This window comes from Blautia parvula, assembly GCF_020215665.1.
In the GTDB taxonomy this organism is placed as follows: domain Bacteria; phylum Bacillota; class Clostridia; order Lachnospirales; family Lachnospiraceae; genus Blautia; species Blautia celeris.
The window spans coordinates 2,229,456-2,254,987 of record NZ_CP084061.1 but is presented as its reverse complement, the minus strand read 5'-3'; the positions used below and the strand labels follow the sequence as shown (position 1 = coordinate 2,254,987).

The 25,532-nt window shown below is 49.8% G+C and carries 28 protein-coding genes; 25 read left to right on the top strand and 3 right to left on the bottom strand.

Annotated elements, in window-relative coordinates; genetic code table 11:
- Positions 1–161: 161 nt before the first annotated feature.
- Positions 162–731, bottom strand: a complete 570-nt coding sequence (locus LC508_RS10560; RefSeq protein WP_103730905.1) for a DUF6434 domain-containing protein — start codon at positions 729–731, stop codon at positions 162–164.
- 24 nt (positions 732–755) lie between these two features.
- A complete protein-coding gene (locus LC508_RS10555) occupies positions 756–1,169 on the bottom strand; it encodes a GNAT family N-acetyltransferase (protein ID WP_330425251.1) in 414 nt (137 codons plus the stop codon).
- A gap of 243 nt (positions 1,170–1,412) precedes the next feature.
- Between LC508_RS10555 and LC508_RS10550 the strand changes: the two genes are divergently transcribed.
- The 6 genes from LC508_RS10550 to LC508_RS10525 all read left to right on the top strand — a co-directional run bounded on the left by LC508_RS10550 (position 1,413) and on the right by LC508_RS10525 (position 4,782).
- Entirely contained in the window at positions 1,413–1,814 is a 402-nt protein-coding gene (locus LC508_RS10550; RefSeq protein WP_054353334.1) for a cupin domain-containing protein, read from the top strand.
- Positions 1,811–2,095: a hypothetical protein gene (locus tag LC508_RS10545; protein WP_199687341.1), complete on the top strand. Its 285-nt coding sequence runs from the start codon at positions 1,811–1,813 to the stop codon at positions 2,093–2,095. Before LC508_RS10550 ends, LC508_RS10545 begins: the two co-directional genes overlap by 4 nt.
- Before the next feature lie 125 nt (positions 2,096–2,220).
- Complete coding sequence (locus LC508_RS10540; protein ID WP_054353332.1) at positions 2,221–2,844, top strand: NUDIX hydrolase N-terminal domain-containing protein; 624 nt, start codon at positions 2,221–2,223, stop codon at positions 2,842–2,844.
- Positions 2,845–2,881: 37 nt separating this feature from the next.
- On the top strand, positions 2,882–3,322 hold the full coding sequence (locus tag LC508_RS10535) for a GNAT family N-acetyltransferase (RefSeq protein WP_103730906.1): 441 nt from the start codon (positions 2,882–2,884) through the stop codon (positions 3,320–3,322).
- Between the two features lie 97 nt (positions 3,323–3,419).
- Complete coding sequence (locus tag LC508_RS10530) at positions 3,420–4,184, top strand: APH(3') family aminoglycoside O-phosphotransferase (RefSeq protein ID WP_103730907.1); 765 nt, start codon at positions 3,420–3,422, stop codon at positions 4,182–4,184.
- Positions 4,185–4,203: 19 nt separating this feature from the next.
- A complete protein-coding gene (locus LC508_RS10525; RefSeq protein ID WP_033142456.1) occupies positions 4,204–4,782 on the top strand; it encodes a GNAT family N-acetyltransferase in 579 nt (192 codons plus the stop codon).
- On the opposite strand, the gene LC508_RS10520 is transcribed toward LC508_RS10525, so the two are convergent.
- Positions 4,749–5,744 carry a helix-turn-helix transcriptional regulator gene (locus LC508_RS10520; RefSeq protein WP_103730908.1) on the bottom strand — a complete coding sequence of 332 codons (996 nt, stop codon included), beginning with the start codon at positions 5,742–5,744 and terminating at the stop codon, positions 4,749–4,751. The genes LC508_RS10525 and LC508_RS10520 overlap by 34 nt on opposite strands.
- Before the next feature lie 274 nt (positions 5,745–6,018).
- Between LC508_RS10520 and LC508_RS10515 the strand changes: the two genes are divergently transcribed.
- The 19 genes from LC508_RS10515 (at position 6,019) to LC508_RS10425 (ending at position 25,521) form a co-directional block, all read left to right on the top strand.
- Positions 6,019–7,035: an ABC transporter substrate-binding protein gene (locus tag LC508_RS10515; protein ID WP_054353330.1), complete on the top strand. Its 1,017-nt coding sequence runs from the start codon at positions 6,019–6,021 to the stop codon at positions 7,033–7,035.
- Complete coding sequence (locus LC508_RS10510; RefSeq protein ID WP_103730909.1) at positions 7,035–8,042, top strand: FecCD family ABC transporter permease; 1,008 nt, start codon at positions 7,035–7,037, stop codon at positions 8,040–8,042. Before LC508_RS10515 ends, LC508_RS10510 begins: the two co-directional genes overlap by 1 nt.
- Positions 8,035–9,039: a FecCD family ABC transporter permease gene (locus LC508_RS10505; RefSeq protein ID WP_103730910.1), complete on the top strand. Its 1,005-nt coding sequence runs from the start codon at positions 8,035–8,037 to the stop codon at positions 9,037–9,039. The genes LC508_RS10510 and LC508_RS10505 overlap by 8 nt, the downstream gene beginning before the upstream one ends.
- 13 nt (positions 9,040–9,052) lie before the next feature.
- Positions 9,053–9,853, top strand: coding sequence for an ABC transporter ATP-binding protein (locus LC508_RS10500; protein WP_103730911.1), 801 nt, complete (start codon positions 9,053–9,055; stop codon positions 9,851–9,853).
- A 146-nt stretch (positions 9,854–9,999) separates the two neighbouring features.
- Entirely contained in the window at positions 10,000–11,505 is a 1,506-nt protein-coding gene (locus tag LC508_RS10495; protein WP_033142450.1) for a 4Fe-4S dicluster domain-containing protein, read from the top strand.
- A 44-nt stretch (positions 11,506–11,549) separates the two neighbouring features.
- Positions 11,550–12,458: a LysR family transcriptional regulator gene (locus tag LC508_RS10490; protein ID WP_054353327.1), complete on the top strand. Its 909-nt coding sequence runs from the start codon at positions 11,550–11,552 to the stop codon at positions 12,456–12,458.
- 244 nt (positions 12,459–12,702) lie between these two features.
- Positions 12,703–14,595, top strand: coding sequence for an anaerobic carbon-monoxide dehydrogenase catalytic subunit (gene cooS, locus LC508_RS10485; RefSeq protein ID WP_033142448.1), 1,893 nt, complete (start codon positions 12,703–12,705; stop codon positions 14,593–14,595).
- A 48-nt stretch (positions 14,596–14,643) separates the two neighbouring features.
- A complete protein-coding gene (acsB, locus tag LC508_RS10480; RefSeq protein WP_225305357.1) occupies positions 14,644–16,770 on the top strand; it encodes an acetyl-CoA decarbonylase/synthase complex subunit alpha/beta in 2,127 nt (708 codons plus the stop codon).
- A gap of 202 nt (positions 16,771–16,972) precedes the next feature.
- Positions 16,973–17,623 (top strand): DUF3786 domain-containing protein, encoded by a 651-nt coding sequence (locus LC508_RS10475; RefSeq protein ID WP_054352494.1) that lies wholly within the window; start codon positions 16,973–16,975, stop codon positions 17,621–17,623.
- Between the two features lie 73 nt (positions 17,624–17,696).
- Positions 17,697–18,224, top strand: coding sequence for a GNAT family N-acetyltransferase (locus tag LC508_RS10470; RefSeq protein ID WP_033142555.1), 528 nt, complete (start codon positions 17,697–17,699; stop codon positions 18,222–18,224).
- Positions 18,221–18,916, top strand: coding sequence for an HD domain-containing protein (locus tag LC508_RS10465; protein WP_103731293.1), 696 nt, complete (start codon positions 18,221–18,223; stop codon positions 18,914–18,916). Before LC508_RS10470 ends, LC508_RS10465 begins: the two co-directional genes overlap by 4 nt.
- A 2-nt stretch (positions 18,917–18,918) precedes the next feature.
- On the top strand, positions 18,919–19,290 hold the full coding sequence (locus tag LC508_RS10460; protein ID WP_033142556.1) for an ACT domain-containing protein: 372 nt from the start codon (positions 18,919–18,921) through the stop codon (positions 19,288–19,290).
- Positions 19,291–19,298: 8 nt separating this feature from the next.
- Complete coding sequence (locus tag LC508_RS10455) at positions 19,299–20,183, top strand: SPL family radical SAM protein (RefSeq protein WP_103731288.1); 885 nt, start codon at positions 19,299–19,301, stop codon at positions 20,181–20,183.
- Positions 20,184–20,386: 203 nt separating this feature from the next.
- Positions 20,387–20,983 (top strand): methyltransferase family protein, encoded by a 597-nt coding sequence (locus LC508_RS10450; RefSeq protein WP_054352495.1) that lies wholly within the window; start codon positions 20,387–20,389, stop codon positions 20,981–20,983.
- Between the two features lie 56 nt (positions 20,984–21,039).
- The gene (locus LC508_RS10445) at positions 21,040–21,969 is read left to right on the top strand and encodes a GNAT family N-acetyltransferase (RefSeq protein WP_207727951.1); all 930 of its coding nucleotides are present in this window, start codon (positions 21,040–21,042) and stop codon (positions 21,967–21,969) included.
- A gap of 53 nt (positions 21,970–22,022) precedes the next feature.
- Positions 22,023–22,463, top strand: a complete 441-nt coding sequence (locus LC508_RS10440) for an NUDIX hydrolase (RefSeq protein ID WP_103731289.1) — start codon at positions 22,023–22,025, stop codon at positions 22,461–22,463.
- Positions 22,460–23,140, top strand: coding sequence for a TIGR00266 family protein (locus tag LC508_RS10435; RefSeq protein ID WP_033142559.1), 681 nt, complete (start codon positions 22,460–22,462; stop codon positions 23,138–23,140). The genes LC508_RS10440 and LC508_RS10435 overlap by 4 nt, the downstream gene beginning before the upstream one ends.
- A gap of 50 nt (positions 23,141–23,190) precedes the next feature.
- The gene (locus LC508_RS10430; protein WP_033142560.1) at positions 23,191–24,213 is read left to right on the top strand and encodes a DUF7309 domain-containing protein; all 1,023 of its coding nucleotides are present in this window, start codon (positions 23,191–23,193) and stop codon (positions 24,211–24,213) included.
- A gap of 201 nt (positions 24,214–24,414) precedes the next feature.
- Positions 24,415–25,521, top strand: a complete 1,107-nt coding sequence (locus LC508_RS10425) for a GntR family transcriptional regulator (protein ID WP_033142561.1) — start codon at positions 24,415–24,417, stop codon at positions 25,519–25,521.
- The last annotated feature ends 11 nt before the right edge of the window (positions 25,522–25,532 follow it).

The following is a 25,532-nucleotide window of genomic DNA, read 5'->3' as shown; positions in this document are numbered from 1 at the left end:
TCCGCAAACTGCGGCTCCAAATGAATTTGGATTCACGCATGACATACAAAGGAGGCTGTACCCGCTTTGGCGGGGTGCAGCCTCCTTTGTGTATCTGCAAAATGTTTTTCAGGGCAGTATGTCACCAAAGGTATAGCTGTGGTGTGTTATGGATAAAGGAGTTATAAAATATGCAGGTCTGATTTTTCATAACGGTTGTGGCCCGGAAGGCTTTTTTTATATTTCCAGCATTTAATAGCATCCTCCAATGGTTTGCCGGTATTTTCCGCATAAAAGTCTCGGATATAGGTGTTGTATTCAAACTGGCGGTTAATGGCTGTTCTGCCTTTTTTCTTATCCTGCTGTATCTGAAAGTAAGCTTCAATGGCCTGCTGATACGTTTTTCCCGTATTGGTTTTCAGCCATTTCTGAAAGGGGACCAGAAAGGTGAAGCCGCTGCCGATTCTGGATTGGAAAAATGCCCGGTGTACTTCAGAGCAGACAAAATTTGGTTCAATGAGGGTATCTTCCGTTATTTCTGTGTACACGGGTTTTGTTTTTGGCTTTTTGGAAGCAGCAGAAATTTCTCCTGTGTCCAGAAAGTGCGCGATCCGGTCAGTCAGCTCCAGTTTTCCGCCTGACGCTGGTATGCCGTTCTGACGGCAGAACGCGGTTAACTCCTCTTTCAGATAGTAATAACTGCGGAAAGTATCTCCGTCCAGATGCTTGTTTAAAACAGGTCTGTCATTCATTTTTCTTCTCCTGACATATCAATTCTATAGACGCCACCATATCGTTTCATCTCTTTTATACTCTGTGAAACCGCATGTTTTCAATATGTTCTGGGAGGCAGAACCCTCCGGATCCGTTTTTGCGGTCACATGCTGTACCCCGTTCTGACCAAGTGCCCACCGGCACAGAGCTTTCACAGCTTCCGTCATATATCCGTTATGTTCAAAGGCTTTTCCAAGGCCGTAACCAATCTCCACTTCACCCTTTTCATCGGGAATATCTTTGAAGCTTGCAGAGCCTACAATAGTCCGGTCAGATTTTCGGATCAGAAACCAGAAGGTGTACCACATATAATGTGCGGAATCTTTTTTACACGCGAGAAGCTGTGAGGATACAATTTCCTTAAATATGCCCTCCATGGGTTCGGCCTGATAGGAGCAGTCAAGTTCTTTCTCCAACTGCGGGATCTGGTCTGTTCATAATGTAAGCTGGGCGGAGCGCAGATATTATTCTGCCTGATATGGATAAGTCTATCATAGATTGAGGACAGGTGTAAATGGAAACTCTGAGGAGTTTCATTGTCAATAGGCGGGGAATCCTGTATAATCAAAACAAGTGGCAGATTCCTGCTGTTCACAGTGTTGCTTCCGGCGGCTTTAAAAATTACAAAATAGGCAGAGTGAAAGGGGAGAGGGGATAATATGAGAGAAAGACTGGAAATAGACCGCCAGGGGAAAGGGATACACACAGTAAAGGAAAACCGCACAGCAGTGGATTATTTCATCTATCCGGAATGTGAAGTCCATCTGAACAGCCTTCCGGCAGGGGCGGTTCAGGAGTGGCATTACCATTCAGAAATAGAGGAAATCCTGGTAGTGACAAAAGGGATTCTGACCTGCAAGTGGAAGGAAGAGGGGAAAGTCCGCACAGACTGGGCAAAGGAAAAAGAGATTGTGCGGGTGCAAAATTCGATCCATACATTTCAGAATGACACGGAGGAGAACGCGGAGTTTGTTGTCTTTCGTTTTGTTCCGGATGGAGTGGATAAAAGGGAGCAGATAAAAAAAGATAAGAAGCTTGCTGAGGAGGCAGAAGAAGTATGAAGGATGAAGAAAAAAGCCGGACCGGCAATCATGCGAAAGCTGATTCCGGCAGCGGGCCGGAAGAGGAGAAAAATAACGAGACAAAAGGGATGCCCGACAATGAACCGGAAGAGGAACCTGGCAATGAATTGGAGGAGAGCGAAAAGGGCCGGCGTTTGGCTATGGGTATCAGTATGGGGATTATTTTCGGTGTGGTTTTTGGAAAAACCATATTCGGAAACCTGGGCACAGGCATTGCCATAGGACTTGCCCTTGGCGTGGCGCTCGGAAGTATAAAATAAAAACAAAACGGAACGATTCCATTATTTAAATGGAAACAGACAGAACGACGAAAGGAGCAGCAGACGGGCTAAAAGCCTCGGCTTTCCGCAGTATAATAAAAGCGGCCCACCTGCGATCAATACATATGAAAGACGAAAAACAAAACTGGCTGGACTGGGCAGTAGAGCTGCAGAGTCTTGCCCAGAGTGCCTTATATTACTGTAAAGATAAATACGATATAGAGCGTTTTGAACGAATCCGGGAAATTTCGGCGGAGATGATCAGCCAGCAGGCAGATATGCCATTTGAGAAAGCAAAAGACTTGTTCTGCTGTGAGGTGGGTTACCAGACGCCGAAGATGGACTGCAGGGCAGCCATAATTGAGGGGGACAAGATCCTTCTGGTACAGGAAAATGACGGCAGGTGGTCCATGCCCGGCGGATGGGTGGATGTGGATCTGTCTGTGAAGGAGAATACCATCAAAGAGGTAAAGGAGGAGGCCGGTCTGGACGTGACAGCGGATCTGGTCATTGCCATCCAGGACAGGGAAAAACACAACCAGCCCCGGTACGCATATAAAATCTGCAAAGTCATCATACTCTGCACCGTGATCGGCGGACATTTTGAAAAAAATCTGGAAACGGTGGACAGCGGCTACTTTTCCATAGATGAGCTGCCGCCTCTTGCGGAGGATAAAAATACAAAGGAACAGATCGCCATGTGCTTTGAGGCAGCGGGGGCAGAGCACTGGAAGACACAGTTTGACTGATCCCTGAAGAATGCCCATGAAAAAGGAGGACAGATAAATGCTTACATATAAAGAGATTGAGAAAGAGGATCTGGCATCCCTTGCAGCCATGTATGTGGAGACCTTTAATGCGCCGCCCTGGAACGATGCCTGGACCCCGGAGACGGCGGGAACCAGGCTTCGGCAGATGGCAGAAGCGGAAACCTTTTACGGGATCTGCGCGTATGAGGAGGACGCGTTATGTGGTATGGTGCTTGGGTTTGCCGAGCAGTTTTATGACGGGGTGTTGTTTGAGATAAAAGAATTCTGTGTAAGAAATACCAGCCGAGGAAACGGTATCGGCTCTGAAATTTACCGGGAATTTGAGCGGCGGCTCCGCGAAAGAAACATTGAGAATGTTCAGCTCATGACCCTGCGTGGAAATGCGACCGAACATTTTTATGAAAAAAACGGTTTTGAGACAGATAAAGATTTGATCTTTATGAAAAAACAGATTTAATCCAAGTGTTTTTGAGACGTCATTCCGGCAGTCTGCACGCCGCTGTCTGCCGAAAGCGATTTTCCAATTTACTTTGACACAGAAATGAGAGGCTGATATGAAAAGAGCACTTCCGGAGCGTATAAGAGAATATACGGAACACCGGGAATACAGGAAAGACACCATAGGCAGATCCGGTTCGGAAATATTCTGCTTGACTGATATGGTACTAAAAGCAGAGCGGGAGAAAAACGAGTCCCGCAGTGAACACGAAATGCTCAGATGGCTGCAGGGCAGACTCCCTGTTCCGGAAATCATCTGTGCGGAGAAAAGCGGTGATATGAGATACCTTCTGATGACAAGAGCCAGGGGGAAAATGCTCTGTGATGAGGTGTATCTCAGCAGTCCAAGGCTTCTGGTGCATCTTCTGGCAGAAGGGCTGAAAATGCTGTGGACAGTGGACGTAAGCGGCTGCCCGTCTAAGCGGCATCTGGATTACAAACTGGAACAGGCATCCCTGCGTGTGTCGGAAGGCCTGCAGTTTGACCATGAGCCGGACACCTATGGGAGGGAGGAATTTGAAAATCCTGAGGAACTTCTTCTGTGGCTGAAGGAACACAGGCCGGAAGAAGAGACGGTGTTCTCACACGGGGACTACTGTCTGCCGAATATTTTTGCAGAGGATAACAAAATCAGTGGTTTTATAGACCTGGGAAGAGCGGGGACAGCGGATATCTGGCAGGATATTGCCTTGTGCGTGAGAAGCTTAGAGTACAATACAGGAAAAAATGAGGGATATGTAAATCTGCTTTTTGAGGAACTGGGAATGGCCCCGGACTGGGATAAGATCAGATATTATATATTGCTGGACGAGTTGTTTTAACAAGAAAGGAGAGCAGGATATGCAGCACAGAGGAACAGAGGAACTGGAGACAGAAAGGCTGGTGCTGCGCCGTTTTACCATGCACGACGCAGAGGCGATGTTTCATAACTGGGCAAAGGATGAGCAGGTGACAGCCTATCTTATGTGGCCTGCCCACAAGAGCCCGGAGGTATCCGGGGAAGTTCTGGAGGAGTGGATCTTCCACTATGGGGAGAAGGATTTTTACCAGTGGGCGATCACGCTGAAGGAAAACGGAGAGGAACCCATAGGCTCTATCTCTGTCGTATCAAAAGATGATTCCATAGAAATGGTCCACATCGGTTACTGCATCGGCCGGAAATGGTGGCACCGGGGTGTGACCTCAGAAGCCCTGAAAGAAGTGATCCGCTTTTTCATGGAGGATGTGCAGGTAAACCGCGTGGAATCCCGTCATGACCCCCGCAATGCCAACTCCGGTAAAGTGATGAAAAAATGCGGGATGAAATACGAGGGCACCAGGAGACAGGCAGACTGGAATAACCAGGGCCGCTGTGATGCGGCAGGGTATGCCATACTGGCGGAGGATTATTTTTCCGAATCTGCACAGCGAAACTCCTGAGGTGTTTTCCTGTAGTGCCGGCGGAAGGCTTTGATGAAGGATGCGCAGCTTGTATATCCCACAGCCTGTCCGACCTTGCGGACACTCATGGAGGTGGAGGTGAGAAGGGCAGCCGCTTTGGCCATACGGCATTCCTTCAGATACCGGCCGATTGTCATGTGAAAACACATGGAAAAACCGGCCTTTAGTTTCTGCTCATTGAGAAAAACCTGTCTGCTCAACTGTGAAATGGTGGGGGCATTGGCAGGGTCTTCTGTGAGAATTTCTTTTGCCCGCTGGACGGCCAGCAGGTCGAATTCATCAAAGGTGATTTTTCTTTTACCTAAATATACGGTGGGCATCAAATCCGGTGCAGAAAACGTTCCCTGTTTTACTGCATTTGTCAGAATGTCCATACACTGCAGCAGGCAGCCTTCCAGCATAAGCGGGGTGAGGCTGCCGTTTTGCGCCACTTTAAATAAACGGTGCAGCACGGTGACGATTTCCGGGGGCAGTGCATGGTATGTGCGGTTTTTGGAGAGACTGTCCAGTACAGAAGCATGAGGGTCAATGGTTTTTAAGTATCTTACAAAATCAGGAAATACAGCGAACTCGATTCCCCTGCAGTGTTGTCCGGCATTCCAGAACTGCTGTCCTCTCACCTTCTCCTCCCGCACCAGAAAGGATGCCGGGGTGGAGGTGTGGGCCGAGATCCCTTCCATATCAAACCGTGTCCTGCCGTCATAGAAACTGCCGAACCGGAGCTGCGTATCACGGCACGCAAAGGCGAGAGAAAAAGGGGCAGATACCGTATAGTCCGCCACAGTAAAAGCATACAGGCCGGGCCGCTCATATAAAAGGCAGGTTCCGTCTTCCGGCCGATTTTCATTGGCATATCGGGTGCAGTGTTTCTCTTTATGAGAGTCAAATCCCAGGTTCTGCCAAATCCTGTCTTGAAATTCACGATGACTTTGTATACTCATTTTCCATACTCCTTTTCTGAAAATGCGGCAGCCTGCTGTACAAATTCCATGTGCGGAAGGTAGTTTTATGCAGGGCTGCAGTCTTATTATCCCTCAGCTTCAGAGGTTTACCACAAAAAATACCGTTTATTCATACGGTGACAGATATATTCCGATCAGGTGCAATTGCAAAAAAATGTTGCCTTAAATAGTATAGTATGCTAGAATGACTGCTGTCAATTAGCTATAACTAACTAAAGAATAAAATATGCCGTTACGAGAAAGGGAAGACATTATGATGAATAGGACGAGAAGACTGGCGCCGGCCATTGCCGTACTTGCCGCTGTGGGCATGCTGACAGGCTGTTCCGGAAAAGGCGGAGAATCGAGAAATAACAAGGTGAACACAGAAAATGAAAGTACCGCTCAGAAAGCCCAAGGCCCTGAGAAAAACGCCGCCTCCCGGGATGCAGAAGAGGGCATGCGGACAGTGGAGACAGATAAGGGACAGGTGGAGATTCCCATAAACCCGGAGAACATTGTCACGGACTATTATCTGGGTGAGTTTCTGGCTGTGGACGTAAAGCCTGCCATCGCGTCCCCGTATTCCCTGTCGAATCCGTTTCTGGCGGATAAGACAGAGGGAATCCGGGAGATGGACATTACAAGCGTGGAGACTTCCCTGGAAATAATTGCTGCGCAGGAGCCGGACCTGATCGTAACCATCACAGAGGCAGATTATGAGAAATATTCCGAAATTGCCCCTACGGTTTATATTCAGGACGGAAAGCGCAGTGATGAGGAAGTATTCCGGTATATTGCGGACCTGGTGGGAAAAAGCGGGGAAGCGGAGGAATATATTGCTGATTTTAAGGCGCGGGCGCTTGACGTCAAAGAGGAAATCCGGGGAATCGTGGGTGACAGGACAGTATCCATTGTGGAGGTATGGCCTCAGCAGATCTACACCATGGGCAGCCATTTCGCAAGAGGCGGTTCCATTCTATACGATATGTGGGAGCTGAAAGCGCCTGAGGCAGTGCAGGCAGATATGGTGGATGGGGATACCCAGTATCAGGTGGTTTCCCTGGAAGCGCTGCCTGAATACACAGGAGATTTTATCCTGTATGGCGTGCTGGCAGATACGGACAGTGCCTTTGTGGAGGATTCCAAGCTTTGGAACAGCCTGGAGGCCGTGCAGGAGGGAAGAGTGCTCCCTTATGAGCAGGTGTCCTTCATGCACAGGGATCCGATCACCTACAATGCGCAGCTTGATATCTTTATTGATTTCTTCAGAGGATTTGAGGGAAAATAATGGGCAGAGATGCGAAAAGAAAGACAGTATGTTTTTTGACAGCAGGAGCTGCGGCAGTTTTACTTGCCGCAGTCCTTTCCATATTATACGGAAGTACGGGCATTCCTCCCGGGAAGATTCTGGATGCGGTGCTCCGGCCGGATTTTACAGACCGGCAGCATTTGGTCATACGGGAACTCAGGATACCGCGGACAGCGGGCTGTATTTTGGTGGGAGCAGCGTTTTCAGCGGCTGGCGCCATGATGCAGGGGGTGACCAGGAACCCGCTGGCAGACTCCGGACTGTTGGGAATCAACGCGGGAGCCTCCTTTGCGCTGGCACTCTGTCTGGCCTTCCTGCCGGGGCTGGGGTTCTCAGGTGTTGTATTTTTTTCCTTTCTGGGGGCAGCAGGGGCTATGTTTACTGTATATGGGCTTATGAGTCTGAACAGGCGCGGGTTGGATCCGGTGCGGCTTGTGCTTGCGGGAAGCGCTGTGAGTATCTTCCTCTCATCCCTGAGTCAGGCAGTGGCGATTCTGTGTAAGATCGGTTACAATCTCACCTTCTGGACTGCGGGAGGCGTGGCGGGAATACGCGGAAAACAGCTCATCTTCGCCGGTCCGGTGATCCTTCTGGGACTGGCCGCAGCCGCGGCTCTTTCAGGAAGAGTTGCACTGCTGAGTCTGGGGGAGGAGGCGGCAAGAGGGCTGGGACTTTCCGTGGAACGCTCCCGGACGGTCTGCCTTTTTGTGGTCCTGCTGCTTGCGGGCGGTTCCGTGGCGCTTGCCGGTCCGGTGGCTTTTGTGGGCCTGATGGTACCTCACGTTGTGCGGTATTTTACAGGTGCGGATTACAGGTCTGTGATTCCCTGTTCCATGGTGGCAGGAGCTTTCTTCATGCTGGCGGCAGATATTCTTTCCAGAATGATAAATGCCCCCGGTGAAGTGCCCATCGGCCTTGTTTTTGCTGTGGTGGGGGTGCCGTTCTTTATCTGGACAGCCAGGAAGGAGGAGAGGACTTTTGAGTGAGAGAAGACGCAGGATCCGTATGGTTACGGTATTTATGATCCTGATCATCCTGCTGCTTGCAGGCATATGGCTGGAGATAAATGCGGGATACCGGAAAATCAGCCCGGAGGAAATGTGGGAGATCTTAAAGGGCGGAGGCACAAAAAGTGTCCGCTATACACTTCTGAACCTGAGGCTTCCCAGAATCTTCACCAGTCTTTTGGTGGGCATGGGGCTGGCGGTCTCCGGATGTGTGATCCAGGGTGTATCGAGAAATGATATGGCTGAGCCGGGAATCCTGGGAATCAATGCGGGTGCCGGGCTTTTTGTGGCAGCGTTTCTGGTGTTGGTGCCGCAAAGCTCTGTCAGCCTTACTGTGCTGCTTCCTGTACTGGCTTTTGCCGGTTCCATGGCGGTGGCTGTGCTGGATTACCGGCTGGCCCGCACAGGACAGGGGATTTCACCCCGCAGGCTGCTTTTGATGGGGGTGGCGGTTTCCACTGCCGTGTCCAGTGTGACCACCATTTTAATGCTGCGCCTGCCGGACAGCGATTATGCCTTTGTGCAGAACTGGCTGTCCGGCAGCATATGGGGAGCGAACTGGCAGAATGTGCGGCTGCTTTTTGTCAGCCTTCTGCTCCTTGGACTGTTTGTTTTTTATAAAAGCCGCACGCTGAATGTGCTGTCCTTAAGCTATCAGACGGCTGTGGGACTTGGAGCAGCCGTGTCCAGGCAGACCGTGATCCTTCTCGGTGCAGCCATCGCCATGTCCGGCCTCTGTTGTGCGGTGGGCGGAGGACTGAGCTTTGTAGGCCTGGTCTGCCCTCATATGGCGCGCCGTCTGGTGGGACCGAACTACAGAATCCTGGTTCCGGCCACTGTGCTTACCGGGTCTGTGCTGATGACATATGCGGATCTGATATCCCGCACGCTGCTGTCGCCGAGGGAGATTCCCGTCGGAATCGTGGCTGCCGTGATCGGTGCCCCCTATTTTCTGTATCTGCTGATTAAAACGTAAAGGAGATTTTTATATGGATGCTGTACTTACAGGAGAAGGCATTTCCGTTGCATACCATCAAAATATTGTCATCCCGGCCATGGATGTGCAGATCCCCGGGGGGAACATGACGTCGATCATCGGGCCCAACGGCTGCGGGAAATCCACTCTTTTAAAAGCCCTGTCCCGCATGACACCTGTCCGGGAGGGCCATGTGTTTCTGGACGGCAGCCAGATCGCCAAAATGTCCACAGTGGAGGTGGCAAAAAAAATGGCGATCCTGCCCCAGGGGCCTCAGGCGCCGGGGGGCCTGACGGTCAAAGAGCTGGTGTCTTACGGCAGATATCCCCATCAAAGAGGGTTCGGGCGGCTGAAAAAAGAGGATCATGAGGCCGTTGACTGGGCGCTCTCCATTACGGATATGGAGGAGCTTGCCGGCAGGGATATGGACGCGCTCTCGGGAGGACAGCGGCAGAGGGCCTGGATCGCCATGGCCCTTGCCCAGGATACGCCTCTCATCCTTTTGGATGAGCCAACCACCTATCTGGATATGACGCATCAGCTTGAGGTGCTGGAGCTTCTGGAGGATTTGAATAAAAAACAGAAAAAAACCATTGCCATGGTCCTCCATGACCTGAATCTGGCGGCCAGATTTTCAGACTGGATGATTGCCATGCGCTCCGGAAGAGTGCTTTATAAGGGAACCCCGGAGGAAATCATGACGAAAAAGACCCTGGCGGATGTATTTTCCCTGGATGCCAGTATCAGCCGGGACCCGTGGACGGGAAAACCCATATGCCTGTCCTATAAGAGAATGGACCGGTCAGTGTATTGAATAAAAAACTTGCATTTCTCCTGATATTTCATAGAATGAAAGATAGTAACTGACCACAGTTACGCAAGATATGTAAACGATAGATTCTAACCATTTAATGTGCGGATAGATGGTATTAGAGCATGATTGAGAACAGGAGATTTTAAATGAGAAGTGTAGAAACCCCGGTAAAGAAGATCAGGCGTGAAGTATTTACAGAAATCTGCAAGGTTGCTTTTGCATCCACAAAGGATAATTTCAATGATGAGATAGAAGCCATCCCGTATCATATTGTTAAGGAGAGGGCAACTTACAGGGAGAGTATCTACAGGGAGAGAGCGGTGGCCAGCGAGCGTGTCCGCCTTGCCATGGGTATGTCCCTGCGCCCGGAAAATGAAGCAGTCCATATCACTGCAGGAATGGAAAACAGTAACATAGATGAAAAATATTATGAGCCGCCTCTTATGCAGGTCATCCCTTCTGCCTGCGATGCCTGCGAGCCCAACAAATATGAAGTCAGCAACATGTGCAGAGGCTGTGTGGCTCACCCCTGCAAACAGGTATGTCCGAAAAATGCCATATCTATAGTGAATGGAAAATCTGTGATCGATCAGGAAAAATGTATCAAATGCGGCAAATGCAAGGCCATCTGTCCCTATGACGCCATCTCCAAAATGGAACGCCCTTGTGCCAGGGCCTGCGGCGTCAAGGCCATCGGAAGCGACAATCTGGGCAGAGCTGCCATTGACCCGAAAAAATGTGTGTCCTGCGGCATGTGTATGGTGAGCTGTCCCTTCGGGGCAATTTCGGATAAGTCCCAGATCTTCCAGCTTTCCAGGGCACTGCGTGAGGGAAAAGAGATCATTGCCGAAGTGGCGCCTGCATTTGTAGGCCAGTTCGGAAAAGACGTGACTGCGGCAAAGTTCAAGGCCGCGCTTTTAAAACTCGGCTTTAAGGAAGTGTATGAGGTAGCGCTTGGCGCGGACATCGGGGCAATCGCGGAAGCTCATCACTATGCGGAAAAGGTGAGCACCGGAGAACTGCCCTTTCTTCTCACGTCCTGCTGTCCATCCTGGTCCATGCTTGCAAAAAAACAGTTTCCGGATCTGATTGACAGTGTATCCCAGGAGCTGACCCCCATGGTCGCCTCTGCCAGAAGTATCAAACAGAAATACCCCAATGCCGGAGTGGTCTTCATCGGTCCCTGTGCGGCGAAAAAACTGGAGGCATCCAGAACGGACGTCCGCAGTGATGTGGAATTTGTCATTACTTTTGAAGAACTGCAGGGAATGTTTGACGCAAAGGGAATAGATCCGGCAATGATGGAAGAACAGGGCAGCCTGCACAATGCAACCGCAGCGGGAAGAGGTTATGCCATAGCCGGGGGTGTGGCCCAGGCGATTGAGGAATGCCTGCAGGAATACCACCCGGAAGTCCCAGTACATATTGAACATGCAGAGGGTCTGGCAGAGTGTAAGAAAGTGCTGACCCTTGCCAAAGCCGGAAAAATGAATGGCTGCCTCATAGAAGGCATGGGCTGCCCGGGCGGCTGTATGGCGGGAGCCGGAACCAATATTCCGTTAAAGGAAGCCGCGGCAGAGCTTAAGAAATATAAGGCATCCTCCACGAAAAAACTTCCGGCAGCGGAACTCATTGAAATTGAGCTTGATTAAATAGGGAGAGACCGGAAGTCCTTTTCCGGCCAAAAGGTGAGAAGATGAATATAAAGGAGCTGGAGTATTTTAAAACCGTGTGCCAGCACAAAAGTATCACAAAGGCGGCACACGCTCTGTATATGACACCTCAGGGCCTCAGCAAGATCATAAAAAATATTGAGAGTGAGATGGGCGCCTCTCTTTTAAACAGAACAGGTACGGGAATCAGTCTCACAGAAGCAGGCGCTTATCTGTATGCCAAGCTCCCTGAATTTCTGAATTCTTACCACTCCATATGCAGCGAGATCCGCTGCATTGAACAGCGGCAGAACCATGAGATCGACCTGCTGTCCGCCTACGGCATATTGAGGCTTGTGACTCCGGAATGCCTGGTGGATTTTAAGAAAAAGTATCCCCATATTAAATTCAATTACCGGGAATATCCTGACCGCCAGGTGGAAAGGCTGTTCCAGGAGGGAGAGGGAAATGTGGCCTTTACAGTGGGAAACGGCCTGCTGAAAAACACAAGGGCTACATTTATGGAAAAGTACGAGATCAAACTGCTGGTCAACCGGCAGCATCCTCTCAGTGGGAGAGAAACCGTCTCCATAAAGGATATGGAGGGGGAAAAGCTTTACATTGAAAGCTCGGAATTTAATATCCATAACCTGATACTGAGCCAGTGCAGGCTGGCAGGATTTAAGCCGGATATCGTTTTCGAGACCAGCGGATTCAGTCTGTGCCATAAAATGGTTCAGCAGAACAAAGGCATCTCTGTCACTGTGGATTTTATTTTTGATGACATGAAACAGGACGATCTGGTCATGCTTCCCTTTGAGGAGGGGCCTTTCAACTGGGAGACCTATATGCTGACCCGGGAGGGAAAGGCAGAGAACCCGGATATCAGCCTTTTTCACAACCATGTGATGTACTGGCTGGAGGAGATCAGGAAAAATTCCATACAGAGGTGAAACGCCTCAGAGATTCGTTGCATGCTTGAAACGTTTTGTTTATTATCAGCGAAGAAACGGTATGTTACAATAATCACGAATTCACTCATAAAGAAAGACACATCTCAGAACCGCAAATGAGGTGTGTCTTTCTTTTTGCATACCCCATCAATGAAACGTTGAAGACAGTCAATAAAACGTTGATGGGAACCCCTGCCCGGGGTTGTTATAATATAGACAAATACAATATTTCAGGAGGATAAGGATGAGTTCGTTTAGGTTGACAACAGTAGAAGAATTCGAGGCAGCCACAGACAGGCTGCTGGAGACAGGGGCAAAGGTCGGTGCGGATTCCTGGCAGATGCGCGTGAAGAACCAGACACCCCACTGCAAATTCGGCGAGGAGGGCATTTGCTGCCGTATCTGTTCCATGGGACCCTGCCGGATCACAAAAAAGGCGCCGAGAGGTATCTGCGGCTGTGACGCACACGGCATTGCGGGAAGGAATTTTCTGCGTTTTACGGCAGGAGGGGCAGCCACCCATTCAGACCATGGGCGTGAGATCTGCCATACCCTGCACACGGTGGCACCGGATGGCAATTATAAGGTAAAGGACGCGGAGAAACTGATCCGCATCGCAAAAGAATGGGGCGTAGAGACAGAGGGCCGGGATATCTATGAACTGGCACATGAGATGTCAGAGCTGGCCCTTATGGAATACGGAAAACCCTTCGGTGTGCAGAGATGGCTGAAACGTGCGCCGGAGCATACACAGAAGCTCTGGCATGACGCGGAGATCGAGCCGAGAGCCATTGACCGTGAAGTTTCCACTGCCATGCATATGACACATATGGGAAATTCCAGCAAACCGGAGGCACTGGTGCGTCAGGCTCTGCGCTCCGGTATGTCTGACGGATGGGGCGGCTCCATGTGCGGCACGGAATTTTCAGACGTCATGTTCGGCACTCCGAAACCGGTGGATACAGAGGCTAATCTGGGTGTCATGAAAGAGGATCAGGTCAACATCATTGTACACGGACATGATCCCAGTCTTTCCGAGATGATCTGCGAATACGCCGATGATCCGGAGATGGTGGCACTTGCAAAAACCATGGGAGCAAACGGGATCAACGTTGCAGGTGTCTGCTGTACGTCCAACGAGGTTGCCATGCGAAGAGGCGTACCCATGGCGGGAAATTTCCTGCAGCAGGAAAATGTGGTGCTGACCGGAGCTTGTGAAGCCATTGTAGTGGATGTACAGTGCATTTTCCCGGCACTGGGCCCTCTCTCCAAATGCTTCCATACCAAGTTTATCACCACCTCCCCCATTGCGCAGATGCCGGATTCCGATTTCATTCGTTTTAACGCAGAGACAGCAGGGGAGAATGCTAAGAAGATCGTCCGCACAGCGGTTGAGAATTTTGCCAACAGAAAACAGGAGCTGGTACATATTCCGCAGTTAAAGCAAAAGGCCACGGTGGGCTATTCCGTGGAGGCCATAGTCAAGACTCTGGACGGTGTCACAAACTCACAGGTGGACGTGCTGGGCACCACGAAACCGCTGCTGGAATGTATCACATCCGGCGTGCTGCGGGGCGCTGTAGCTATGGTCGGCTGCAACAATCCAAGGGTGCGCCCGGACTACGCGCATATTGAGCTGATGAAAAAGCTCATCAAAAACGATATCATCGTGATTTTGTCAGGATGTTCCGCCCAGGCAGCGGCAAGGGCCGGACTTATGGATAAGAGGGCAAAAGACCTGTGCGGAGCCGGTTTAAAGAGAGTCTGTGAGCTGGCAGATATTCCGCCTGTCCTGCATATGGGATCCTGTGTGGATATCAGCCGTATGATGGTCCTGGCGTCTGAGCTGTCAAAGGATTCCGGGCTGCCCATCTCCAAGCTTCCCGTTGTGGGATGCGCGCCGGAATGGATGTCAGAGAAAGCCGTGTCCATCGGAAACTATGTGGTTGCCACGGGGATTGATACATTCCTGGGTGTAGACCCGCAGGTCAGCGGTTCCTCTGAGGTCACATACTGGCTGACAGAGGGTGTCCGCAAGTGGGTGGAAGCAGCGTACACCGTGGAGAAAGATATTGAAAAACTGGGCGACGCCATGATCGCCAGAATAGAAGAAAAACGTGCGGCTCTGGGGATATAAAAAAGATTCGCTTTTACCAAGAAAATATCATTTGCGGAGGATGAAACAGTGACATTATTTGAAACCGTATTTAGCGGAAATGACGCAGTGTATGGGCTGACAGAAGGCGCTGTCAATGCTGCCATCGAACAGCACGGTGCTGACAAGGCTGTCAGCTTCCCGAACACCGCTTACTGCTTACCATGCTACTATGCAGTGACAGGCGTGAAGGTTAAAACTTTAGGAGAATTAAAAGAAGCTTTAGGTGTAGTGAAAACTCTGATGACAAGAGAGATGAGATTAAATGACGTATTTATGTCAGGTGTAGCGACCGCTCTCTGTGCAGAGTTCATCGAAGTTCTGAAATATATCGACGGCGCAGAGCCGTATACAGAGCCCTGCTACGGACATCTGGCAGATGCTGTGATCCGTGAGCTGGGTGTACCCCTTGTAACCGGTGATATCCCCGGTGTTGCTGTTATCCTGGGAAGCGCTCCTACAAAAGAGGAAGCAGTTGCCCTGGTTAAGAGCTATCAGGCACAGGGTATCCTGGTAACACTGGTCGGCGGTGTGATCGATCAGGTGGCAGAGGCAGGCATGAAGACAGGCGCAAACTTACGTGTTATCCCGCTGGGCAAAGACGTGACAAGCGTGATCCATGTAGTATCCGTTGCTTTAAGGGCAGCGCTTATCTTTGGTAATGTAACACCCGGTGATGCAGCAAACCTGATGAAATACACCTTTGAGCGTGTACCGGCATTCGTTAACGCATTCGCTCCTCTGGACGATGTGATCGTTGCCTGCGGCGCAGGTGCCATCGCACTGGGCTTCCCTGTTATCACAAACCAGGAAGGCGTATCCACAGTACCGAAGAGCCTGATCTTACAGCCGGATGTTTCCAAATTCAACGCTACATCCCTGGAAGCACGCGATATCAAGATCAAGATCACCAATATCGACATTCCGGTTGCATTCGCATCCGCATTCGAGGGTGAGATCATCCGCCGCGGCGACATGCAGGTAGAGTTCGACGGTTCCCGTGTAGACTGTGCAGAGCTTGTTCAGTCAGCAGAGGCTACAGAGATCGAAGACCACAAGATCACTGTGATCGGACCGGAAGCAGATGAGATGGAGCTGGGCAGCAAGAACAGCATTGCTTATGTTGTAAAAGTTGCAGGCAAGAACATGCAGTCTGACTTTGAACCGGTTATCGAGCGTAAGTTCCATAACTACATCAACTGTATCGAAGGTGTATACCACACAGGACAGCGTGATATGCAGCGTATCCGTATCAGCAAGGATGCATTCCATGCAGGATTCCGCCTGAAACATATCGGTGAAGTTCTGTACGCATCTGTTAAGAATGAATTTGACGCTGTTGTTGACAAATGTGAAGTTGTGATCTACACAGATCCTGCAGAGTGTAAGAGGATCCGTCACGAAGTGGCAGTTCCTACCTTCAACAAACGTGATGACCGTCTGAAATCCCTGACCGATGAGTCTGTAGACGTATACTACAGCTGTATCCTGTGCCAGGCATTCTCCCCGTCACACGTATGTGTGGTAACACCGGAACGTCTGGGCCTGTGCGGTGCCGTTTCATGGCTGGATGCAAAGGCGACCAACGAGCTGGATCCAAACGGACCATGCCAGGTTATCACGAAAGAGAAATGTATTGACGAGAGGATTGGTGAGTACGAGGATGTTAACGAAGCCGTACGCAAATTCTCCCAGGGTGCTCTGGAAGAGGTATCTCTGTACTCCATCATGGAAAAACCAATGACATCCTGCGGATGCTTTGAGTGTATCTGCGGTATCGAGCCGTTCTCCAACGGTGTAGTTATCACAAACCGTGAGTATGCGGGTATGACACCGCTTGGAATGACCTTCCCGGAACTGGCATCCATGACAGGCGGCGGTGTACAGACACCTGGCTTCATGGGCCATGGAAAACACTTCATCGGTTCTAAGAAGTTCATGAAGGCAGAGGGCGGTATCGAGAGGATCGTCTGGATGCCGAAAGAGCTGAAAGAATTTGTTGCTGAGAGACTGAACCAGACAGCAAAAGAATTATACGGTATCGACAACTTCACAGACATGGTTGGTGATGAGACCATCGCAACAGATCCGGAAGAATTAGTTGCATTCTTAACAGAAAAAGGACATCCGGCTCTGGGTCTTGATCCGATGATGTGATTTTGTAAAAAGTTTTAACAGAAGAAGAGCGCGTACCTCCTGGAGAATGGGAGGTATGCGCTTTTTAGCGTGCTGCGCTTCCCACAGGTGCAGCTGACCGGGATTTGATTGTAATCATCCATAAAATCCGTTATAATTAGAAAAAGAAAACCGGCAGATATGCCGTCTGCCCCGGAGAAACAGGACAGAAAGGAGAAATAATATGCAGAAGACACAGCAGTCCAATTATGATAAGCTCTGCGAAGACTGGAGAGAAAAATTTCTGCAGATGGACCAGGAGATATTGATGAGAAAGCTGCCGGAAATAAAGGCTGAGGGAGAATATCTGACCATTGTCCATTTCGGAAAAAAGTACGGAATCCACAGAAAAGAAGGATATATCAGAGCAATGGAGGATGACATTCCTCTGCGCAACGGAACGAAAATGAATATTTACAATCTGTTCTGGTATTCCAAAGAGAATGCCAGCCTCCAAGAGCGCTGGGTGCCCTTCAGGGACGTGAGAAACGCGGGACCCTTTGCGCCGGCTTTTGAGAGCAACATACTGAAACCTTTTGCCATGACCTTTGAAGGGAAAACAGAAAAACTCAGGCGTGCAGCCGAAAAGATGGGCGGACAGCCTGTACGGCAGGGCGATGCAGGATATATCGTTCATGCGTTTTCCTGTATCCCCATGCAGTATCTGTTCTGGGATGGCGATGAGGAATTTCCTGCCCAGGGAAATATATTATTTGACTACAGTGTGACGGATTTTATCCATGTGGAGTCCACCGTGACGCTGGCGGAGGAGGGAATCATCCGGCTGGCAGAACTGGCAGGCATTGAGTTAAAGAAGAAAATGTTCGGAATGTAGAGCCTGGGGCGCGCAGATTGTCGGAATGAATTTTCAAATATGCTCTAAGCACAGGATGAAAAAAGGAGAACAGATGCAGATAGAGACAGAACGATTGATCATAAGGCCGTTTCGGGCAGAGGATGAACCAGCATTGTACGAATATCTTTCGGATGCGGAAGTAGTGCGTTATGAGCCGTATCACCCCATGAGTATGGAGGAGGTCAGGGCCGAGGCAGTCAGAAGAGCGGAGGATAAAAGCTTTTGGGCGGTCTGCAAAAAGAATGGAACGCTTATTGGAAATTTGTATTTCGACAAAGGTGACCTTAATACCTGGGAGCTGGGGTATGTGTTTAACCGCAGGTACTGGAAACAGGGATATGCGTATGAGAGTGCGTGGGCACTGCTTGACCTGGCCTTCAGGGAATGGGATGTCAGGCGGGTGACAGCCATGTGTGACCCGGAAAATACGGCATCCTGGCGGCTGATGGAGCGCCTTGGCATGCGCAGGGAAGGGGAATTGAAGCAGAATGTATACTTTTTCTGTGATGAGGAGGGAAATCCAATCTGGAAAGATACTTATGAGTATGGTCTGCTCAGGGAGGAATGGAAACAGAGATGACGAAAAAGACATATGAACAGCTTGAAGCTTATATGAAATCCTGTATGCAGGACAGTGCCCACGATATGGAGCATATTTACCGGGTCCTGTATACCGCGCTGGATATTGCGGATCATGAAAAAGACGTGGATTACGATGTTTTGATATGTGCCTGTCTCCTGCACGATATTGGCAGGAAAGCGCAGTTTGAAAATAAAAAAGTCTGTCATGCTAAGGCCGGGGCGGCAATGGCCGTAAGATATCTGACGGAACAGGGTTTTGACAAAGATTATACTGCGAAGGTGGAACACTGCATACTAGCACATCGGTTCAGAAAAGGAAAGGGGAATCAGCCGGACAGCACAGAGGCAAAAATCCTGTTTGACGCGGATAAAATAGACGTTACCGGCGCGGTGGGCGTTGCCAGAACGCTTCAGTATGGCGGCCATGCATCCGAACCCATATACACGCGTCTGCCTGACGGACGCATCGCCGATGGGGAGGAGGAGTCAGCTGATTCCTTTTTTCATGAATACAGACATAAACTATGTAATATCCATGAAAAACTCTATACGAAAAGAGGCCGTGAAATTGCCGGGGAGCGAAAAGCCGCGGCAGAGGCATTTTATAAAAGTCTGTACAGAGAAGTCACCGGTGCTTTTCAAACCGGACCGGAATTATTGGAGCGCAGCTTAAAAGCAGGAGGACAATAGAAATGGAGCTTAAAATCATTGACCAGGATTTTTCCGTCTGTAAAATAAAGGAATTTTCGCCGGATCTGCTGAAAGACGGCTTTTGTTTTATCGGCAGGACAGACGAAGAGCTTTCACTTGTATGTGCTGCGAAACATGTGCCAAAAGACGCACTGGAACGCGATGACGGCTGGAGGGCGTTTCGGATCCAGGGGGTTCTTGATTTTTCCCTCATAGGCATCCTGTCCGCAATTTCCGCTGTTCTGGCGGAGAATCATATAGGTATCTTTGCAGTCTCCACTTATAATACGGACTATATCCTCACAAAAGAGGAAAATTTCCAAAAGGCCGTAGAGTGCCTGAAACAGGCCGGTTACCGGTTCGCCGCGTCATAGGAGGAGATATGCATAAGGTAAATGCAAAATCCATTTTGTCTGCCCAGAACGGCATGAATCTGTACCGCGGCTGCAGCCATGGCTGTATTTACTGCGATTCCAGGAGCACATGCTATGGAATGAAGCATCCGTTTGAGGATATAGAGGTGAAAATAAATGCTCCGCAGCTTTTGGAAGCAGCCCTGAGAAGCAGACGGAAGAAATGTATGATCGGCACAGGTGCCATGACCGACCCCTATCTGCCGCTGGAAAAGGAACTCTGCCTGACCAGAAAATGCCTGGAATTGATTGAACACTACGGATTCGGCGCAGTGCTGCAGACAAAATCCGATCTGGTGCTGCGGGATTTGGATTTGCTGAAGAAGATCAATGAGAAGACAAAATGCGTGGTGCAGATGACGCTGACCACAGCAGATGAGGAGCTGTGCCGTATTCTGGAACCCAATGTGTGCACCACAAAACGGCGGGCAGAGGTGCTGGATATCCTTCGGGACGAGGGGATTCCCACGGTTGTCTGGCTTTGCCCGATTCTGCCCTTTATCAATGACACAGAAGAAAACATAAAGGGTGTTATGGATTACGCGGTCAGAGCAAAGGTGTACGGTGTCCTGAATTTTGGCATGGGCGTCACCCTGCGGGATGGGGACAGGCAGTATTTTTATGAGAAGCTGGAGCAGCATTTTCCGGGACTTCGCAGGAAATATATAGAAAACTACGGAAATGCCTATGAGGTGGACAGCCCCAGCGGGAAAAAGCTGATGTCCGTCTTTTACCAAATCTGCAGGGAAAATGGGCTGGAGAGCAGCATAAACAGGATCTTTGCATGGCTGCACACATTTGAAGAGAAAAATACAGCCAGTCAGATAGAGCTTTCAGATTTCATGGAGCTGTAGCGATAAGAAGAGACCGGCCGGACGCTGTTTCGGCCGGTTGGCTGTGTGTTATAAAAGCCCGGAAATGACCGGCAGCCGCGGACAGCAACTAACAATTGCAATCCCGGAGCATGTAGGGTATACTGTATTGAAAGAATTCAGCTATGTTTGTAACAGGACAGAAAGTGGATTCGGACAATAACATAACAGAGGAGATACCACAAATGGACAAGTTTCAGTCAGGCAGCATTGTTATCATGCTTGTATTTTATGGCATCTATTTCGGCAAAATGCTGGGTCAGAAAAAGAAAGGGATCAGGACGAACCAGATTGCTAAGGGGGACAAAGCAGAGGAGCTTCTATACATAGAGTTCATCATGAAAATAGCAACCATCGGCGTACCTGTTTATGAATTGGTATCTATCTTTTGGGGAATTAATCAGGCATCTGAAAATGTGCGGATCGCGGGTCTGATTATTGCCACAGCAGGTGTTATGGTATTTGCACTTTCCGTATATACCATGCGCGACAGCTGGCGTGCAGGCATTCCGGAGCACGGCAGAACAAAAATGGTGTCAGAGGGAATCTATTCTGTCAGCAGAAATCCTGCGTTCTGCGGATTTGATCTGACGTATATCGGCATTTTACTTATGTTTTTCAATATTCCGCTGCTGGCATTTACCTGCTTTGCTATTTTTACCCTGCATCTGCAGATCCGGCAGGAAGAAAAATATCTGGAAAAGGTGTTTGGCAGGGAATACAGGGAATACAGAAGAAAAGTTTTCCGCTATGTGGGCAGAAATTTCTGGGCGGACCGATAGGCGGATAAAGTAAGGCGGGGTACACCCTGCAAAGGGAAAAGGAGCAGTGGAAGGATATGGCATTCGTGATCAGGGAGTTTACCCCCAAAGACATACAGGCGTTAATGGAAATCTGGCTGCAGGCCAACTGCCGGGCGCACAGCTTTATCCCTTCTTACTATTGGGAGGAAAATTATGAGTATGTGAGTCGGGAGCTTTTGAAGGCGGAAATCCTCGTGTGTGAGGTTGAGGAGCAGATCGCGGGTTTTATCGGCATGCAGGAGGACTTTATTGCGGGACTTTTTGTCCGTATAGAAATGCAGGGACAGGGAATCGGCACAGCGCTTTTAAAGGAAACCTGCAGGCGCCATGAGGAGCTGTCGCTCAGAGTGTATGAAAAGAATGAAAATGCGGTCCGTTTTTATAAAAAATACGGTTTTCTCCTCCGGGAGTCAGACACCGATGCGGAAACCGGGGAAACGGAATATCTTATGCGATATACAGGAAAGAAAGAACTCCTGTTTGAACAGATAACCTTACAGGATGGCAGGCGGGTGGAGGAATTGTCACAACTGGCGTCCTCTGTGGTAAAGGAAGTGTTCGACCCCATGATCGGGGCAGAACAAAATGATTATATGATACATTTATTCCAGACGGTTCCCGCCATAAAAGGACAGCTTGAAAACGGATACACATATTATATGGTAAAGGACGCATCCGGGGATGTGGGATTTCTGGCCTTTTATCCCAGGGACGGAATGCTTTATCTGAGCAAATTCTATCTGAAAAGCAGTGCAAGAGGCAGAGGATATGCGGGCCGGATGTTTGATTTTGTAAAGGAAAAGGCAGTTGAGGCGGGATATGGAAAAATTTTTCTGAATGTAAATAAAAAGAATCCGGCAGCAGCTGTCTACAGGCATATGGGATTTCAGCTTCTGCGGGAAGAGAAAAATGATATCGGCAATGGATTTTATATGGATGATTATGTATTTCTGTATCAAATCTGATGCTGCAAAGCGGTGCGGTTTAAAAGCCAGGGCGCTGAAGGGGGGAAGCTTTTGTGCTGGAGGTAAAGTTTTACAGTGAGGCCGAGGACCGGCTTTTAAAATTCGCGGTGATCTACGCCGTGGCAGGAGAGAAAATGGTCCTGGTCAAACACAGGGAACGCCGGACTTATGAGATTCCGGGCGGTCACAGGGAGCCGGGAGAGACCATAGAAGAGACTGCGGCAAGGGAGCTTAAGGAGGAGACAGGCGCAGAGACATTTACCTTGAAGCCGGTGTCTGTCTATTCTGTCACAGGCCGAAACCGGGTCAATGACACGGGGGAGGAGACTTACGGAATGCTGTTCTATGCTGAGATCACTTCCTTCGGGAAAATCGAAAGCGAGATTGAGCGGATCGGCTTTTTCGACAGCCTGCCGGAGGCTCTGACTTATCCGGAGATACAGCCGAAACTGGCTGAGAGAGTAAGGAAAGAAAAGGAGGCGTATGTATTATGAGATATAAGCTGGAGGGCAGTGTTATGCCGGCAGTGGAAGTGCTGCTGAACAGAGGAGAGAGTATCTATACACAGACCGGAGGTATGTGCTGGATGAGTGACGGCATCAGCATGAGCACCAATGCCAGAGGCGGCTTTATGCGCGGCCTGGGCCGTATGTTTTCCGGGGAATCCTTTTTCATGACAAGTTACCAGGCGGAGATGGACGGTGCCATGGTTGCGTTTTCTTCAACCGTACCCGGAGAGATCGTCCCGGTGGACTTAAGGGAATACAGAGGATTTTACTGCCAGAAAGGATCTTTTCTCTGTGCGGAAAGCGCAGTGGAGACAAAAGTGGCATTTACAAAGAAGGTATCATCCGGATTCTTTGGCGGTGAGGGGTTTATCCTTCAGGAGATGCAGGGGAACGGCATGGTATTTTTGGAAGTGGACGGTAATAAAGTGGAGAAAGAACTTCTTCCGGGAGAAGTGATCAAGGTGGATACCGGAAATGTGGTGGCCTTTGAGGGCAGTGTGCAGTATGAGATCGAGATGGTAAAAGGCGGCATGAACATTTTTCTGGGCGGTGAAGGACTGTTCCTCACAAAGCTGACCGGACCGGGCAAGGTGATTCTGCAGACCCAGAACTTCGGGGAATTCTGCGGCAGGATACGCCAGTATATACCATCCCACGACTGAGTTCCAGTAAGTAAGACAGAAGGGCCGGGAGGATAAGAGGAGGATCGTGTATGAGAGAAGAGGCATCGCCAAAGCAGTGGGAGAAATTGTATGAGGTAACCTGTAATCTGAAGGCCCTGGAGCCGTGGAAATATTTCTGGGATACCCAGCTTGTGGCTATATTTTTAAAGGACAGTGAGGAGCCTGTTTTCGCAAGTATTATGGGATGCGGCGGAAACTGTTACGGGATCAGTGTCTACGAAGGGCTGGAGGGGCTCAGGGATTTTGATATGATCGCTTCCACGGAAGAGACCGGTCTTCCTCCCGATTATGCAATGCTGGAACAGCATTCTCTTACCTGTTATTTCGGAGACCGGGAAGAGGTTCCCCCGGACCAGAAAAAGATGATCAAAGAACTGGGATTCCGGTTTCGGGGACGCGGGGAATGGCCTTTCTTCCAATCCTGTGTGCCCCGGTTCGTGCCCTGTACGCCGGATGCCAGGGAGGTGGAGGTGCTTACGGATACTTTTCAGAACCTGTTCATGGCTGTGCGGGCCGTGATAGAGGAAAAAATCTTTGTAGACTGGGATAAGGGGGAGATACTCTTTCGGGCCTACAATGAGAAAACCGGGATGTGGAATATGTTTGCAGAGTCCATTCCCATGGTGGAGAGGGAATATCCGGTGGTTCAGCTTCAGGACGAGGTACTGAGAAGGCGCCTGAAAAAAAGGCCCAAGGTTGGGACAGAGATATCGGTTGACTTTGCCTACGTCCATGCAGGCATAGAGATGGAAGAGTATGAGCGCCCCATCAGCCCTCTTCTGTTTGTTACCCTGGACCATGCATCCGGGATGGTTCTGGATATGAAGATGGTGAATCCGGAGGAATCCGAGATTGATGTTGTTCTTGATTTCTTTGTGGATTATCTGCAGAACAAGGGCAGGATGCTGCGCATCAAAGCCAGAAACCCATGGGTATTTGCCGCCATTCAGGACATCTGCAGGGAGTGCGGTATCCAATTGGTAAGAGATGAGATGGAGGAGATGGACCAGATCATCAGTGAGATCAGGGAGCATATGTTTGAACATTTTTGACAGAAATCCGCTGCCCCGGGCAGTTGTGGTTTGAAATTTGAGTCCGGTTTACCGGGCTCTTTTTAGTTTCGGCACCGGCTCCGGTTCACTCTGTGCCAAGCGGCATACTTCGCGCATGTGCAGCAAAAGGTATTTTTATACGGAAACAACTTGTGAAGAGAACCATACAAGTTGTAAAATGAAAACCATAAGGAGGGGCATATGACAAACGAAAACGGAAAGACAAAATATTATGTGCTCATGGAGGAATTAAAGCAGTCCATACTGAGCGGAGAAATCAAGCCGGGGGAGAAGCTGCCCTCGGAAAATGAACTGTCTGCCCGCTATCAGATCAGCCGCCATACGGTGCGCAAGGCCCTGTCGATTCTCATAAACGAAGGCTATATCGAGGCGGAACACGGCCGCGGAACCTTTTGCTCCCAGCGCATGGGGCATATGAAGAATTCAAGGAATATCGCGGTTGTTACAACCTACATATCTGACTATATTTTTCCCCGCCTGATACAGGGCATGGACAAGGTGATGACAGCCAACGGATACAGCATCATCCTGAAGAACACAGCCAACAGCCGGACCAAGGAAGAGCGTGTCCTGGAGGATATTCTGACCAAGGACATTGAGGGACTGATCATTGAACCCAGCAAGAGCCAGATTTTCTGCAGACACATGAACTTGTATGCAATGCTGGACCAGTATGAAATCCCCTATGTATTTATCCAGGGGGTATATCCCCAGATGATGGACAGGCCCCATATCCTCATGGATGACTGCAGGGGCGGTTATCTTGTCACGAAACATCTGCTGGATCTGGGGCACAGTAGGATACTGGGTATCTTCAAGGCAGACGATTTTCAGGGAAAAGAACGGCACAAGGGGTATGTAAAAGCACTCCAGGAGGCCGGGCTGTCCTATGATCCCGATATGGTGGTGTGGTTCCACACAGAGGACCGGAAAATGAAGCCGGCGCAGATGATAGAGATCCTTCTGAAGCAGCAGGTGGAGATGGACGCAGTTGTATGCTATAACGACCAGATCGCGCTGGAGGTCATCCGTTCCCTGCAGAAGAACGGGAAACGGGTGCCGGAAGATATTTCTGTGACAGGGTATGACAACTCCGTCATCGCGGAGGGGACCGTAGGGCTGACAACCATTGCGCATCCCCAGGAAAAGCTGGGCGAGATGGCAGCGGAGCTGCTTCTTGAGAAAATCCGTAAGGTGCCGGAGGAAAAAAGCCGGATTCCCCGTCTGATCCAGCCTGAGCTGATCGTGCGGGGCTCCACCAAAGACAGGAATACGGAGAATGGATAGGAGATAAGGCG